Here is a 13,368-nt window from a genome sequence, read left to right as displayed (position 1 = left end):
ATGACCCAGTTGAAATGTGTCGCCATAGACGATGAACCACTCTCGCTGGCATTGATCCGCGAATACATTTCGCGGTCGCCGGACCTTCGCCTCCTGCAAACCTTTGAGGATGCAGTATCGGGCGCCGGGTTCCTGCGGCACAATCCCGTCGACCTGCTTTTTGTTGATATTAATATGCCGGATATCAGTGGCATGGACCTTGTGCGCTCCCGGAACACAAACCCATCATCATTTTCATTACAGCGCATAAAAAGTTCGCCGTGGAAGGTTTTGAGCTGGAGGCCATGGACTACCTGCTGAAGCCCGTAGACTACGAACGTTTTTCCAAAGCGGTGAAGCGGGCGGTTACTTACTACGAGTACAAAACCGGTACGCATGCCGACCAGGAAGAAAGCCTGTTCGTGCGCTCCGAATACAAAATCGTCAAAATCGATTTGCGCAATATCGCCTATATCGAGGGACTGGAAGACTACATCCGCATCCACCTCAACACGGGCAAGCCGGTCATGACCCTGATGACATTAAAGGCGGTGCTGGACAAACTCCCGCCGGCCCGGTTCCGCCGGATCCACCGCTCGTACATCGTACCGCTGCAGAGGGTAACATCAGTCGTCAACCGCAAGGCTATACTGGATTCGGGCATCGCATTACCCATCAGCGACAGTTATTCATCATTTGTTGATGAATGGAAAAGCCGGTAATTACTTATTTTGGCGGGATGAAATACCTGCTGTTATTACTGCTGGTCAGCACCGCGGCAAGTGCGCAAACATCACTGACGGACATACCGCTGCCCTGCACCGTGTCGAACCGGAACAACGAATATTCAAGCCTGGCCACTTACCAGGACCGCATTATACTGATGCCGCAATACCCGGCCCGGTACATCTATGCCATCGACACGGCCTATGTGGATGCCGTATTGGCGGGACAAACACCAAAAGACACCTTGTACGAATACCGCTTCGAAAACCTGTACGAACTGCTGGCCAAACTCCGTGGTTACCAGGGCATGGAAGGCAGCGTAGTTGTGGGCGACCAGCTGTTCATGAGCGTGGAAACAGAATCCTACAACGACAATGGCTATGTGGTCCGTGGCCGCATTGCGGGCAAAAGATATGGATGGACACGGCGCATATTATCACCATCCCCAAACTGAAAAAAGCGCAGGGAGCCGCATTGACCGAAGCGGGACATGAGGCCATCGCCTACCTGCCGCAGCAGAACAAACTGCTGGTGATGTTCGAATACAACAACTTCGCGGACCGCAGCAAGGCCTGGCTCATCGACACCAGCTTCGCCGGTGTCACAGATATCCCGGTACAGCCTTTCCCTTCCGGGTAACCGACCTGCATGAAAAAAACGGGCAGCTGTGGGGTATCAATTACTATTACAACGGGGAGTATGAAGAGTATGAACCCACCGTTCCGCTTAAAAAGAGAATGGCAAAATGGCCGACTGGCGGAAGGACTGCGTGGGCCGGCTGATTAAAATAAACGTCACTGACCAGGGAATTACGGTAACGCCCACGGCACCATTCATGTGGGGCTGCGATAACTGGGAAGGCATCCTGCAATACAAACAGGGCGTGCTGATGATCACCGACCAGTACCCGGTCACGCGTTTTGTGTATCTGCCTTTTTAAATACTCACCTGCTTTTCTACCAGGCCAATGCGTAACGAATGGGCAATCGCTTCTTCGCTGTGCTTGAAGTAACAACAATGTACGCCGGCCGTTTCGATGCGATCAGCCACTTCCATTACATGGTGGTGATTCTTTTGCTGACATGCCGCAGGTATACACAGATGATCTGTTTGCGGAAATGTTTCACGACGGCTTCGTAGATGTTGGGGTCTTCCTGGCTATCGTCGCCCAGCAGCACGAAGCGCATGTTGGGATAACTTTCGAGGATACGGGTGATACGGGTAAACTTGGTGCCGTGCTTGTTCTGGCCGGTTTTCAGCAGCTGGTACCAATGTTTCATCTGGCTGAGCAGGAACACGCCATGCGGCAGCTTATGCGTTCGGGTAAATTCAGTAATATAGTCGAACAGGTTCCATTCGCTGCTGCTCACATAAAAGAATGGGTTGGGCGTATCTTCGTGGCTGCCTGCATAACTCAGCATCCGGTAGTGCTCTACCACGCCGTCGAACGGTTTGCGGGTGCGGGCGTTGTGCGTGAACAATACGAACAGGCGTTTGCCCAGTCGAGAGGAATGAGAAATGAGGAAGGTATCGTCGATGTCGGAAATACAGCCGTATTGTGTGCGGTGGGGAATGAAAATGCTCCCCGACGCCGAGGCCAGCACCGCGCCATCGGCGGAAGCAGTATGATCTACCCGCACTTCATGCCAGCCGGCATCCGTAGGCGTCTCCGGCGTCCATTGAAAGTGGAAGAAGCCATCGGCCGCCGTGGTAGCCCTGATCACTTTCCCCTGCCAGGTGAGAGTTACCTGGGCATTGGGTTTGGCCCGCACGATAAACAAACGGATCAACCCGAAAAAATTGCGGATAATGTTGCGGGAATAACGTTTCGGGGGAATGGGACCCAGTTCGAGCACATGGCCGAAGAGCTGTAGTTGCCCGTCGCGGCCGTAACCGCGGTAAACACGTACGGTTACCCTCCCGGTGAGCTTTAACCATCCCAGCCAGCGATCGCGCCACGTTTTATTTGCGGCTTTAAATTTGATATGTTCTGTTCCGTTATCTAATTGCATACAACTAACACCTAGATGGAAAGCTCCGGCACTCGCACACTCCTTTTTGTGATCAACCCGAAATCGGGCCGCGGAAAACAAGATCCGCAAAATTTGATCCATACTTTTTTCCAGGACAAGCCCTACCACATTCATTACTTCAATATACATACCGCCCGTAAAAGGGCCTTTCCCTGCAGCAGGCCGTCCATGAGCTGCAGCCAGACGGGGTTGTAGCCGTCGGGGGCGATGGCACCGTGCGCGCCGTGGCTTCTGTACTGGTGGATACAGGCATTCCCCTGGGGATACTGCCTGCAGGCTCGGCGAACGGCATGGCCCGGGAGTTATCGCTGCCCCTCACCCTCCCGGAGGCGCTCGAGGTGATTGTGCAAAGAAATACCCAACAGATCGATGTGGTACGGGTAGACCGCGACCAGTACTGCGTACACCTGGGCGATATCGGCCTGAACGCCCTGATGGTAAAATACTTTGAGAAATCGGGCATCCGGGGGCAGATCGGCTATGCCAGGGTAGCATTAAAAACCCTGTACTACCGTCAACTGCTGGATATTACCATCGATAATGGAAAGGAAAAGCTGGAGCGACAGGCGTTTATGGTCGTGTTCGGCAATGCCCGCCAATATGGTACCGGCGCTTTTATTAATCCCGATGGCGACTTAAGCGACGGGATATTTGAAGTGGTGCTGATTAAGCAATTGTCCGTGCTCGAACTCCTGAAAATGCTGTTCCGTCACCGCCCCTTCGATCCGCGTAAAACAGAAATCATTCCTGCACAACACATCACCATCCATACGAAAAGAAAGGCGCACTTCCAGTTGGACGGCGAATACCGGGCAAAGTTTACCGCGTGAACGCAGACATCATGCACCGCGCGCTCACCGTATTCAGTTCGGGTACGGACCAGCTGTAATTTGCCGGTTCGGGAAAAGGTTATATATTTCCCCTACCTATGGACGAAAAACTGTTTGAAAAACTGCACCGTGAAGGCCACCTGTCAGCCGCCTCGCTGGACCGCGTTAAAGCCGCTGCTGCCGGCCGTTTGTTTTCCCTGCATTGGGAATTAAAGACCTTGTTGTACCTGGGGTACTGCTGCTAAGCGGTGGCCTCGGCACCCATTTACCGCAACCTCGACACCATTGGCCATATGGCCGTAATATTACTGATCGCCGCGGTCAGTATCGGCTGTTTTGTATACTGTTTCCGGCACCGGCCGCCGTTTTCCTGGCATAAAGTGCTTACGGAAAATGCAGTATTCGATTATGTGCTGCTGCTCGGCTGTCTTACGCTCATATCATTTATCACCTACCTGCAGGCGCAATACGGGGTATTTGGTCAGGGTTACGGCGCGAGTACTTTCATTCCGATGCTCATCCTGTTTTTCAGCGCTTACTATTTTGATCACCTGGGCGTATTGAGCCTGGCTATTACGAATCTTGCCGCCTGGATGGGCATTGCCCTAACGCCAACGGGCATACTCTCCGAAAATGACTTTGGCGACAGCAGGCTGATTTTCACCGGCATCCTGCTCGGCGCGATCCTTATCGGCGGCGGCTACCTCAGCCGGCTGCGCAACCTTAAACGGCACTTCTTTTTCACCTACTGCAACTTCGGCGTGCATATTTTATATATCGCACTTATTGCCGCGCAACTGTATTTTGAAAACAGTTTGTGGGTACTGCCGGTAGCGGGCATTACCACCTTATTCCTTTGGCAGGCGCGTAAGGAACATTCCTTTTATTTTATACTGATTTGCGTGTTGTACAGCTACATTTCCCTGAGCATCGTGGTGCTCAACAACTACCATTACTTTGACCTGGTCATTATGCTGCTCTACTTCCTGTGCTCCGCCATCGGCATTAGTGTTTTCCTTACCTACCAGTACAAAAACCTGAAAAAAGATGCTCGCATATAATTCCGAAACCCTCGACCAGACCTACCTCCGCGAAGAGGTGGAATCCGCCCATAAAAAGGCCTCATTACGGCCGACGAAATGAAAGCCGCCAGCGAGGCCTATCCGAAAGCATTTTTTCATCCGAACATTTTTGTACGGGCAGGACTGCTGATTGCGACCGTGGTGGCTGTAATGGCCGGCGTCGGACTGCTGCTGCTCATAGGGAGTGGTAGATAGCCTGGATAGCGTTACCGGCTTTTGTGTGTTCCTGACCGTTATGTGTATTGTGGCGGCAGAACTGTTCATTCACGGCGGTAAAAAGCACTACAAATCGGGTGTGGACACCGCGCTGATGTGGATGGCCGGCGCGTTTTTGCTGACGGGACTTGCTTTCCAGGATCTGTTTGAGTATCCGCTACGGGTGTCGGTCGCGTTCTTGTTAATCGCCACGGTGCTGGCGTTGCGTTATGCAGACGTGATCATGACGGGCATCGCGTACTTTGCGTTGCTGACGTTTATCTTCCTTCAAACAGATCCTTCGTCCGTACTGCGTTTATATGCTTACATTCCGCTGGCAATGGTATCGGCAGCCTTTTACTTTGGCGCCCGCAAACTGGCCACGCTGCATGGCGCACGGCATTACCGCCATTGCCTGACGGCGCTGGAGATTTGTGCACTGCTATCTTTCTACGCATGTTTCAATTACTATACGCTCGCAGTAACGGCAGTAATGGGCAATCCCTTACTTCCGGATAATATCGTACCCTGGTTCTTCTGGATCACTACGATTATATTGCCATTAGTATATATCTTTTTCGGGTTGAAAAGAAAAGACCGCACCCTGCTCCTTACCGGTCTGATGCTGGTGGCCGCCGCCTGTTACACGATACACATGTACCATCACCTGATGGCGCTGGAAGGTAAGTTGATACTGGCCGGGGCGTTGCTGGCAGGCACTGCCTGGTGGGGCATGCGCTACCTTAAAACGCCTAAACATGGCTTTACAAAGGAAGAAGACGACGACAAGCATGCGGCCGAAAAGCTGCACCTCGAATCGCTGATCATCGTGCAAACTATGCAGCCGGGCCAGGCGCCGGACCAGCAAGGATTCGGCGGCGGATCGGGCGTTGGTGGCGGGGCCACCGGCACCTTTTAACAGTAATAAGAAGGAGGCCGGGACATGTGATCCCGGGCCTCCTTCTTATTGTTTCCTGATCCAGTCCAGTATGTCCCGGGCATCCTCTTTCCACGTTGGAAGCCCTAATACAAAATGGTTCCGTCCTTCTTTTACCACGAAATCGGTGACCGAGCCGGGTGTTTTGTAGGCCCTGAAATTTCTTCTGTTGAGGGAAGCAGGTATAATATGATCTTCGGCCCCGGCCTGCAACAGCAATGGCGCATGGGGCTTTTTAAAATCTACGTGCGCGGCGCTCGTGAGGCCATCGCGGCAAAGCCGTTTAGACTCCGGAATGGTCAGTGCATTGTAGGTAGCATGCTGCAACTCCAGTGGAAAGCCATTCGTAAAAGCGTACTGCCAGGTTTTGAAACTCATGAGGTACGCCTCGTCCAGCGGCGTAAACAGGCCCAGCGCAGCGAAAGTGGATCTCAGGAACGAAAACTCGATCGGCAATACGCCCTGCGGCGGCACCGAATGAATAGCCACGCCCGCCACGCCATAACCGCGGTTAATCAGCAATTGCGTCAGCAGTCCGCCGAACGAATGACCAATGATGACCGGCAGTTCGGGCAGTTGTTTGATTACGCTGATGTAATGCTCCAGTACCTGTGTTAACCGCAGGCTGGCAATGGCTTTGTTGGGCTGACTGTTCCGCAGCGCAGCTGGCTCACCGGCTTTGCCGGGCCAGTGCGGGGTGACGGTTTTGTAACCCTGGCTTTCGAAATACGCGGCCCAGTCGTTCCAGCAATGGTGGCTTACGAAGCAGCCGGTAACAAAAAGGATCGTTTTTGACTGGATGGATGACATAAAAAGGTTTTGAAGATGGTCTGCACACGGTATCGGGAAGTCCACCTTACAAAACTACGATCACCTGCTGCTACCGGCAATGACCAGATCCTCGAAGCATTTGGACTTAGCGCGGAATCGGCAATGAAACGCCTTTTTTAACGGGTTCTCCAAATACAGGCAGGCCGTTTTTATCCCAGGTAAAAGGCTGCATGCGCGGTGTGCGGAACCTGCCACAACCCTGCCCCGGCTCGTCGTTGGCGTGGTACAGGATCCAATCTTCTTTCCCATTAGGCGATTTGAAGAAAGAGTTATGACCGGGCGCATATACACCCACTTCTTTATTCTGTTTAAAGAAAGGTTCAGCTGACTTTTTCCAGGACTTAGGGTCCATGATGTTTTTACCTTCAAAACGCATGAGTCCCAGGGCGTAGTAGTCCGTCCAGCAACCGCTGGCGGAGAATACGATGAACAAACGGTTGCCATGCTCCGGGGCCTGCGGGCCTTCGTTCACGCTTACGTGTTTTACATCATCCTTCGCGCCCAGGTTACCATGCTTTTCCCAGTGGTACGTCGGCTCTCCTATCTTCACCCGTTTGCCGGTGATGGTCCAGGGATTCTTCATTTTAGCGAGATAAATGTTCTGCTGACCATTTACATCGCCTTCCCATCCTGACCAGATCATGTACAACTGCCCTTTCCAGCTGAATACATCCCCGTCGATGGCCCATTTGTCGGTCGGGTCAGCTACCTTACCCTTAAATGTCCATTCGCCCTGTAATGGGTCCGCATTGCCGTTTTCCACCACATACATGCGGTGGTTTTCGTTTTTACCGTCATCGGCGGCAAAGTATACGTACCATTTGTTATTAAGGAAGATGATTTCGGGCGCCCAAAGGTTTTTTGAATACATAGTACCGGCGGGCGGTGTGTAAATCGTTTTCTTTTCGGCGTGTTCAAGGTCCGCGAGGTTCTTGGTTTTCCAGATCACCAGGCGGTTACCGGTGGTATGGGTGTAATAATAAAATCCATCTTTATAAAAAGAATAAGGATCTGCACCCGAAGACAACAGCGGGTTAGCGAAGGTTTCGGTTTGCGCGGAAGTGTTGTTCAGGAAAAATAAAAACAGGAATAAACAACCCATCAATCGTTTCATCATCATACTAGTTAAATTTAAAAATATCCTTCAGCACGCGTTGGGCCGCATGATGGCCACAGAGGCCATGCACGCCGCCGCCCGGGGGCGTGGAAGCGGAACAGAGGTATATCCCTTTTGCGGAAGTACGGTAGGGCGACAGGCGTAACGCCGGCCGGGTAAAAAGTTGTGTAATATCAAGCACACCGCCGTTGATATCACCGCCTACATAGTTGGGGTTGTAAGCCTCCATCTGGCGGGCATTCATCGTATGGCGCTGTAAAATACGATCGCGGAAGCCGGGCGCAAAACGTTCTACCTGCGCTTCGATGGCTGCCGTCATATCTTTTCTGCGCCGCTGGGCACGTGGCAATACGCCCAGGCCGTGTGTTTGCCTTCCGGGGCGCGGCTGTGGTCGAACAGGCTTTGCTGCGCGAGCAATACAAATGGCTTTTCCGGATGCTGGCCATTCCAGACCGCCTTTTCGGCGTGCGCAATTTCTTCGAAAGTGTTGCCGAGGTGCACCGTGCCCGCATTGCGGCAGGCTTCGTTGGTAAAAGGCACCGGGCCATCCAGCGCCCAGTCTATTTTAAACACGCCCATGCCATAGCGGAACCTTTTTAATTGCTTCAGGTAGATAGACGAGAACTGTTGTCCCGCAATGCTGACCAGTTGTTGCGGCGACAAATCGAACAGTACGGCCTTGGCTGCCGGCAACTCGTCCGGGCTTTTCACATAAGTATCCGTTTGAATGACGCCTCCCAACGATTGGTATAAGCCCGCCAGCGCCGTTGCCATACTTTGCGAGCCGCCTTTCGGGATCGGCCATCCGTGATGATGACCGGCTAACATCAGCACACAACCTGCTGCAGCGGTGGTATAATGATCCAGCGGCAGCATCGAGTGGCCGGCGATACCGGCCCACAGACCACGGGCCTGCTGCGTGTTAAACCTTTTTACAATATCGCTGGCGCGGCGCAAAGCAGTGAGCCCAAACTTCGCCATCATCAAAGGATGCGAAGGCAGGCTCAGCGGCCCGAGTACATCCTTATCAATCTGCGGCCAGTCGCGGTACAAGCCGCCCAACAGGCTGCGATAGGCCGACTCATCGGCGCCAAGTGCCGCGGCGGTATAGTCAAAAGAACGATAAAGCGCACCGGCGCTGCCATCGTCCAGCGGATGGGCAGCTAACACCGGCGGATGTACGAACTCAAGTCCGAAGGCCTGTAAATCCAGCTGCCTGAAAAACGGGGATCCTGCACCGAGTGGGTGTACGGCGGAGCAAATGTCGTGTACGAAGCCGGGCAACGTGAGCTCCGCGCTGCGCATGCCGCCACCGATGGTCGGTTTGGCTTCGAGCAACAACGTACGCAGGCCTTGCTGCTGCAGGGTAATCGCGCCGGCCAGGCCATTGGGGCCTGCCCCTACTATAATAGCATCGTACTGCATGACATTACCGGTTATACGGGTGTTCGTTGATCCAGTGAAATCCCCTGTTCAGCAGTCGGAAGTCTTTGTGATCACGCCTGGTAAAGCTAATCAAAATAGAATCATTCACATATTTGCCGGTGAGGAATAAACTATCGTCATGCACGCGGTAATGTAAAGTGGATTTGTGTAAAGTATCGCCGGGTTCATAAACCACCGCGGTTTTCAGTGTGGTGTCCACTTCAAAAGAATAACCTTTTATACTGTCGCTGGTCATATAAATGGTAGCCCAATCCTTAAAATCGAGTACAAGCCTGTTCCAGCGATCATGATCTGTACGCAGCGGCGGAATCGTATCGCCGTTACGCACTACCAGTTGCGCATCGTAAATACCCCATAACGGCGGCTTGGGACGTTTATCGCCATACACGCTTACGGCACTGGCGTTAGAGCTGACGAGGAAATAGATACCAACGGTGATGTAGAGAAACTTGAACGTCATCAGCACTATTTTAAGCCAGCGGCGTTCAATATAATTGTGGAATACCTTCGGCGGCACAGGTTTGTTCAGGATGAGCAGTTTGGCGAGCCGTTGCATATCCGGCGCGAGCAGGAATACCGACATCGTAAACAACATGGTGGAGAACAGTTTTACCGGCACATCGAAGAAATAGTTCACCGCCATAATATTGATCGTTACCACGATGGCTACCATGGCGCCAAGCGTCACGGTACGGCGGAACAGCAACAACATACCGGTGACCACCTCTGCCCAGCCCGTAAATGCACTAAAACCTGGAGAATAGCCCATATACGACCAGGCCAGTCCCATCGGCGACTTTTCACCAAACGGCTGCAGCAATTGCGACAGGTAAGGCGTAGCCATTTGCAGGTGAAAAACCTTTATGAAGCCGTACAGGCACATGTTATAAGCCAGGAAATACCGCACCAGCACCCGCAGCCAGTAATGCAGGTAATGATAACTTTTACGCCGCCTGTCCAGCAACGACCACACGATGGCGGCGATCAGCGCTGTTGAGACCATCGTGAGCAATTCGACGTAGTTGTAAGTGGTGTCCCCACTCCCATTTTCAAAAATGGTGATGGGCTTTTCGAGGTGAAGGATATGCGCGGCAATCCAGGGTATCAATACCTGTAACAGCTGGTTCCAGTACATTTCGATGTAAGGAATAATATCAACAGGAAAAGGAAAAATATAGAAGACGAAAAAGACCGTAAAAAAGCGAACGGCAAATTTCTCACCAGCACTCCAGGGACGGAGGTTAACGACATCGTTCATAGTTAGTTGTTTATACGGAGGAACGTTGCTCTAATATAATCAGCCTGCGGCATATATGCAATGCATGGAACAATGCTTGCGGTTGAGCGGCATAAAGCCTATCTTACCGGCAAACCTCAATTGATCGTGTTATGAAAAAACTTATGCTCGTCATGCTTTGCGGCCTGTCTGCCACCACCCAGGCACAACATCGTCTTGAAAAAATATGGGAAACAAAGCCCATCGTCGCCGTACCCGAATCGGTACTCGACGATGGCAAAGGCACATTATATGTAACCCTGATCGACGGCGATCCGTGGGGACTTGACGGTAAAGGCGGCGTAGCCCGTTTGAAGCCAGATGGCAGCGGATACGACTCTACCTTCATTACCGGCCTCAATGCGCCCAAGGGCATGGCCATCTATCGTAATCGTCTGTACGTAGCGGATGTCACCACGGTCGTGGTGATCGACCTGAAGAAGGGCGCCATTGAAAAGAACATCAAATGGGAGGATGCAGAGGGACTGAACGACCTCACCATCGATGCGGACGGCACCGTCTACGTGTCTGACTCAAAGACCGCGAAGGTTTGGCGTATTCAGCACGACAAACCCGAACTGTACCTGGAGCATATGGATGGTGTAAACGGTCTTAAATCCGTTGGAAAAGATCTCATTATTGCTTCCGGCAAAAAATTCATAAAAGCAGACCGTGCGAAAAAGGTGACGCCTATTGCTACCCTGCCACAAGGCGGTGATGGCATTGAACCCATCGGCAACGGCGATTACCTCGTTACCTCCTGGAGCGGCTGGATCTTTTACGTATCCGCAAATGGCCAGGTGGAAACGCTGCTGAATACTTCCGCGGAGAAGATTAACGCGGCGGATATCGGGTATGATGCAAAAAAACGGATCGTGTATGTGCCAACGTTCTTTGCAAAGACGGTAGCGGCTTACAAACTACAGTAAAACATAAGGCCCGGCATCACTGCCGGGCCTTCGTCTATTATTCAAAGAAGCAACCTATTTCAACGAGTTGATATAGCTCGCGATCTTCAGCGCATCCGCTTTCGGAACCTGCGGCATCGGCGGCATTTCTGTCGCATAACCAGGCCAGTTCTCCGGCTTAGGATTGTAAATCAGTTTAACGATGCCTTCGTTGCTGTAGTTCTTTTAGCAATATCGCGGAAGGCAGGACCCACCTGTTTTTTGTCAGCAGCGTGGCAGGCAGAACAAGTATGTTTTGCCAGCAAAGGTTTTACCTCTTCATAAGTGTACACCTTTGGTGCAGCGGGTTTCGCAGCTTCGGTTGCTTTAGCAGCAGCCGTTTTAGCTTTCGCGGCTTCCGCAGCTTTTGCTTTTGCAGCCGCTTCTTTCTCGGAGTTGCGGGTGCTTACTTCGCTCATCGCCAGTTTAGTACCTGTCGGGATATTGTTCAGCGTATAGTAGCCGGTCGGATGTACCAGTGAGTAGTACATGTCCGCAGCGCGTACGCCGTTCAGCGTAATGTTGTGGATGTAGTACTGGCGCAGGTTATCTACGATAATACGGGCTTTCATGCCGTCTGCAGATACTTTTACACCTTTCACTTCGCACTTCTCCTGGTTCACGGTCGGGCTACCATATACCGGGTGGTATTTGTAGATAAAACTCTCTACAGCGTAAGACGCGAGGTCTTCTGCAGATTTCTTATCTACGGGCAGGGTAAATTCGATCTCAAAACCATCGGGCATTGCCTTTACGGTTTTCATTTCGAACGGAATGCGGTTGTTCCACACAAGACGTTGCAACCCTTCGTTCGCATCACCTGCAGAACCCCAGCCACGGTTGGTTTCACCTACAAACAGGGAACCATCCTGTGCCCATGCCATACGCAGTACACCCGACTGGAAACCCTGGCGGAAGTCGAACGCCACACCCTGATATTCACCGTTCACTTTCTCCATTACCACACGCATGATTTTGCTCTGGCCCTGGTCGCCCACGAGCACCTGTCCGCCGAAGGGACCGAAGTTACCTTCAGGGATGGCCAGGATTTCGGAGTTGGAGATACCCAGTACGCCGTGAGGCAGCCAAACCGCCGGCGTGCGCAGTTCAGGGATCTGTTTTTTCACTTCGAACATGGTGATGAATTTCTCATTTACCACGTTCTCCGGTTTGATATAACGACCTTGTTCATTTTTCACTTTACGTTCGTCCACGATGGAGTTGAACTTTTCGGCAGTCAATTTCAGCGGGGAGTTGGCCAGTCCGGTCCATTTCAGACCTGCGGGGTGACCTACGAAATCACCTTTCTTTACCTGCCATACACCACCGGAGCCCATGTAGTCGCCCTGGTTTTCGGAATAAAACAGTTCGCCGTTGATCATGCCCAGGCCGCAGGGAGAACGCATACCGGTAGCCCATGGCTCCATTTGTCCGTCTGCGGAAATGTGCATCATCCAGCCCCTCATGGGAACACGGCTTTCACCACGCCACCATTCTTCATTACCGAAAGCTACGTTGCCACTCACGAAGAAGGAACCATCGGGCGCCAGTTTGGGGCCGAAGCTATATTCGTGGTAGTGACCGGACAAAGGCCATGCGTAGACCGTTTCGTAGATGTCGGCTTTGCCGTCCATATTAGAATCCACCAGTTTGGTGAGTTCACCGCGTTGTGCGCAGTACAGCGCGCCGTCTTTCCAGGCGAGGCCCGAGGATTTCGTGCAGGCCACTGGCGAACTTGCGGAAGAAGGGACGATTGCTGGTAGGGTTTTCCACGATGAATACATCACCACGACGGGTAGATACACCGAGATCACCGCTGGGCAATACAGTTAAACCACCTACTTCGAGCAGTGTGCCTTCCGGAGCGCTCAGCTTCATGATCCGGAAATAGTCTTCCTCCTTCGGCGTTTCCTGTGCGAAGGCGGGTTGTGTAAGGGTTGCGGCCAGAGGCAATAAAAAGCATGCCGCT

At 52.3% G+C, this 13,368-nt stretch carries 19 protein-coding genes; 11 read left to right on the top strand and 8 right to left on the bottom strand.

The features are described from left to right. From MKQ70_RS08265 to MKQ70_RS08245, 5 genes are all read left to right on the top strand, one after another. Entirely contained in the window at window positions 1–300 is a 300-nt protein-coding gene (locus tag MKQ70_RS08265) for a LytR/AlgR family response regulator transcription factor (RefSeq protein ID WP_248069855.1), read from the top strand. After that, window positions 261–701 carry a LytR/AlgR family response regulator transcription factor gene (locus tag MKQ70_RS08260; RefSeq protein WP_248069853.1) on the top strand — a complete coding sequence of 147 codons (441 nt, stop codon included), beginning with the start codon at window positions 261–263 and terminating at the stop codon, window positions 699–701. Before MKQ70_RS08265 ends, MKQ70_RS08260 begins: the two co-directional genes overlap by 40 nt. Further along, the gene (locus MKQ70_RS08255) at window positions 686–1,159 is read left to right on the top strand and encodes a hypothetical protein (RefSeq protein WP_248069851.1); all 474 of its coding nucleotides are present in this window, start codon (window positions 686–688) and stop codon (window positions 1,157–1,159) included. The genes MKQ70_RS08260 and MKQ70_RS08255 overlap by 16 nt, the downstream gene beginning before the upstream one ends. Continuing rightward, window positions 1,123–1,344 (top strand): hypothetical protein, encoded by a 222-nt coding sequence (locus MKQ70_RS08250; RefSeq protein WP_248069849.1) that lies wholly within the window; start codon window positions 1,123–1,125, stop codon window positions 1,342–1,344. Before MKQ70_RS08255 ends, MKQ70_RS08250 begins: the two co-directional genes overlap by 37 nt. A 106-nt stretch (window positions 1,345–1,450) precedes the next feature. Next, the gene (locus MKQ70_RS08245) at window positions 1,451–1,645 is read left to right on the top strand and encodes a hypothetical protein (RefSeq protein ID WP_248069847.1); all 195 of its coding nucleotides are present in this window, start codon (window positions 1,451–1,453) and stop codon (window positions 1,643–1,645) included. A 115-nt stretch (window positions 1,646–1,760) separates the two neighbouring features. Here the strand turns inward: MKQ70_RS08245 and MKQ70_RS08240 are convergent, their stop codons facing one another. Continuing rightward, window positions 1,761–2,717: an App1 family protein phosphatidate phosphatase gene (locus MKQ70_RS08240; protein WP_248069845.1), complete on the bottom strand. Its 957-nt coding sequence runs from the start codon at window positions 2,715–2,717 to the stop codon at window positions 1,761–1,763. Window positions 2,718–2,953: 236 nt separating this feature from the next. On the opposite strand from MKQ70_RS08240, the gene MKQ70_RS08235 reads away from it, so the two are divergent. The 5 genes from MKQ70_RS08235 to MKQ70_RS08215 all read left to right on the top strand — a co-directional run bounded on the left by MKQ70_RS08235 (window position 2,954) and on the right by MKQ70_RS08215 (window position 5,764). Further along, a complete protein-coding gene (locus MKQ70_RS08235; protein ID WP_372489942.1) occupies window positions 2,954–3,568 on the top strand; it encodes a diacylglycerol/lipid kinase family protein in 615 nt (204 codons plus the stop codon). Between the two features lie 98 nt (window positions 3,569–3,666). Further along, window positions 3,667–3,813 (top strand): hypothetical protein, encoded by a 147-nt coding sequence (locus MKQ70_RS08230; RefSeq protein ID WP_248069843.1) that lies wholly within the window; start codon window positions 3,667–3,669, stop codon window positions 3,811–3,813. 3 nt (window positions 3,814–3,816) lie between these two features. After that, window positions 3,817–4,629 carry a DUF2157 domain-containing protein gene (locus MKQ70_RS08225; RefSeq protein WP_248069842.1) on the top strand — a complete coding sequence of 271 codons (813 nt, stop codon included), beginning with the start codon at window positions 3,817–3,819 and terminating at the stop codon, window positions 4,627–4,629. A 78-nt stretch (window positions 4,630–4,707) separates the two neighbouring features. Then, on the top strand, window positions 4,708–4,845 hold the full coding sequence (locus tag MKQ70_RS08220) for a hypothetical protein (protein ID WP_248069841.1): 138 nt from the start codon (window positions 4,708–4,710) through the stop codon (window positions 4,843–4,845). Next, a complete protein-coding gene (locus MKQ70_RS08215) occupies window positions 4,835–5,764 on the top strand; it encodes a hypothetical protein (protein WP_248069840.1) in 930 nt (309 codons plus the stop codon). The genes MKQ70_RS08220 and MKQ70_RS08215 overlap by 11 nt, the downstream gene beginning before the upstream one ends. Window positions 5,765–5,809: 45 nt before the next feature. On the opposite strand, the gene MKQ70_RS08210 is transcribed toward MKQ70_RS08215, so the two are convergent. From MKQ70_RS08210 to MKQ70_RS08190, 5 genes are all read right to left on the bottom strand, one after another. After that, on the bottom strand, window positions 5,810–6,592 hold the full coding sequence (locus MKQ70_RS08210; RefSeq protein WP_248069839.1) for an alpha/beta hydrolase: 783 nt from the start codon (window positions 6,590–6,592) through the stop codon (window positions 5,810–5,812). A gap of 106 nt (window positions 6,593–6,698) precedes the next feature. Then, window positions 6,699–7,733, bottom strand: coding sequence for a glycoside hydrolase family 43 protein (locus MKQ70_RS08205; RefSeq protein ID WP_248069838.1), 1,035 nt, complete (start codon window positions 7,731–7,733; stop codon window positions 6,699–6,701). A 1-nt stretch (window position 7,734) separates the two neighbouring features. Next, the gene (locus tag MKQ70_RS08200) at window positions 7,735–8,049 is read right to left on the bottom strand and encodes a phytoene desaturase family protein (RefSeq protein ID WP_248069836.1); all 315 of its coding nucleotides are present in this window, start codon (window positions 8,047–8,049) and stop codon (window positions 7,735–7,737) included. Then, window positions 8,046–9,155 carry a phytoene desaturase family protein gene (locus MKQ70_RS08195; protein WP_248069834.1) on the bottom strand — a complete coding sequence of 370 codons (1,110 nt, stop codon included), beginning with the start codon at window positions 9,153–9,155 and terminating at the stop codon, window positions 8,046–8,048. Before MKQ70_RS08195 ends, MKQ70_RS08200 begins: the two co-directional genes overlap by 4 nt. A gap of 4 nt (window positions 9,156–9,159) precedes the next feature. After that, the gene (locus tag MKQ70_RS08190) at window positions 9,160–10,434 is read right to left on the bottom strand and encodes a hypothetical protein (protein WP_248069833.1); all 1,275 of its coding nucleotides are present in this window, start codon (window positions 10,432–10,434) and stop codon (window positions 9,160–9,162) included. A 131-nt stretch (window positions 10,435–10,565) separates the two neighbouring features. Between MKQ70_RS08190 and MKQ70_RS08185 the strand changes: the two genes are divergently transcribed. Next, window positions 10,566–11,381: a strictosidine synthase family protein gene (locus MKQ70_RS08185; RefSeq protein WP_248069831.1), complete on the top strand. Its 816-nt coding sequence runs from the start codon at window positions 10,566–10,568 to the stop codon at window positions 11,379–11,381. Window positions 11,382–11,551: 170 nt separating this feature from the next. On the opposite strand, the gene MKQ70_RS08180 is transcribed toward MKQ70_RS08185, so the two are convergent. Both MKQ70_RS08180 and MKQ70_RS08175 read right to left on the bottom strand, forming a co-directional pair. Then, window positions 11,552–13,126, bottom strand: a complete 1,575-nt coding sequence (locus tag MKQ70_RS08180) for a c-type cytochrome (protein WP_248069828.1) — start codon at window positions 13,124–13,126, stop codon at window positions 11,552–11,554. Then, entirely contained in the window at window positions 13,059–13,352 is a 294-nt protein-coding gene (locus tag MKQ70_RS08175) for a hypothetical protein (protein ID WP_248069827.1), read from the bottom strand. Before MKQ70_RS08175 ends, MKQ70_RS08180 begins: the two co-directional genes overlap by 68 nt. Window positions 13,353–13,368: the final 16 nt, after the last annotated feature.

Origin of the sequence: Chitinophaga sedimenti, from assembly GCF_023156195.1 — a bacterium.
GTDB classification, from domain to species: domain Bacteria; phylum Bacteroidota; class Bacteroidia; order Chitinophagales; family Chitinophagaceae; genus Chitinophaga; species Chitinophaga sedimenti.
This window is presented reverse-complemented; position numbering and strand designations above follow the sequence as displayed.

Excerpts from the sequence above, each read along its gene's own strand:
- MKQ70_RS08265 (WP_248069855.1), top strand. The coding sequence starts at position 1 with ATGACCCAGTTGAAATGTGTCGCCATAGACGATGAACCACTCTCGCTG.
- MKQ70_RS08255 (WP_248069851.1), top strand. The coding sequence starts at position 686 with ATGGAAAAGCCGGTAATTACTTATTTTGGCGGGATGAAATACCTGCTG.
- MKQ70_RS08250 (WP_248069849.1), top strand. The coding sequence starts at position 1,123 with ATGGACACGGCGCATATTATCACCATCCCCAAACTGAAAAAAGCGCAG.
- MKQ70_RS08245 (WP_248069847.1), top strand. The coding sequence starts at position 1,451 with ATGGCCGACTGGCGGAAGGACTGCGTGGGCCGGCTGATTAAAATAAAC.
- MKQ70_RS08240 (WP_248069845.1), bottom strand. The coding sequence starts at position 2,717 with ATGCAATTAGATAACGGAACAGAACATATCAAATTTAAAGCCGCAAAT.
- MKQ70_RS08230 (WP_248069843.1), top strand. The coding sequence starts at position 3,667 with ATGGACGAAAAACTGTTTGAAAAACTGCACCGTGAAGGCCACCTGTCA.
- MKQ70_RS08220 (WP_248069841.1), top strand. The coding sequence starts at position 4,708 with ATGAAAGCCGCCAGCGAGGCCTATCCGAAAGCATTTTTTCATCCGAAC.
- MKQ70_RS08210 (WP_248069839.1), bottom strand. The coding sequence starts at position 6,592 with ATGTCATCCATCCAGTCAAAAACGATCCTTTTTGTTACCGGCTGCTTC.
- MKQ70_RS08205 (WP_248069838.1), bottom strand. The coding sequence starts at position 7,733 with ATGATGATGAAACGATTGATGGGTTGTTTATTCCTGTTTTTATTTTTC.
- MKQ70_RS08200 (WP_248069836.1), bottom strand. The coding sequence starts at position 8,049 with ATGACGGCAGCCATCGAAGCGCAGGTAGAACGTTTTGCGCCCGGCTTC.
- MKQ70_RS08195 (WP_248069834.1), bottom strand. The coding sequence starts at position 9,155 with ATGCAGTACGATGCTATTATAGTAGGGGCAGGCCCCAATGGCCTGGCC.
- MKQ70_RS08190 (WP_248069833.1), bottom strand. The coding sequence starts at position 10,434 with ATGAACGATGTCGTTAACCTCCGTCCCTGGAGTGCTGGTGAGAAATTT.
- MKQ70_RS08185 (WP_248069831.1), top strand. The coding sequence starts at position 10,566 with ATGAAAAAACTTATGCTCGTCATGCTTTGCGGCCTGTCTGCCACCACC.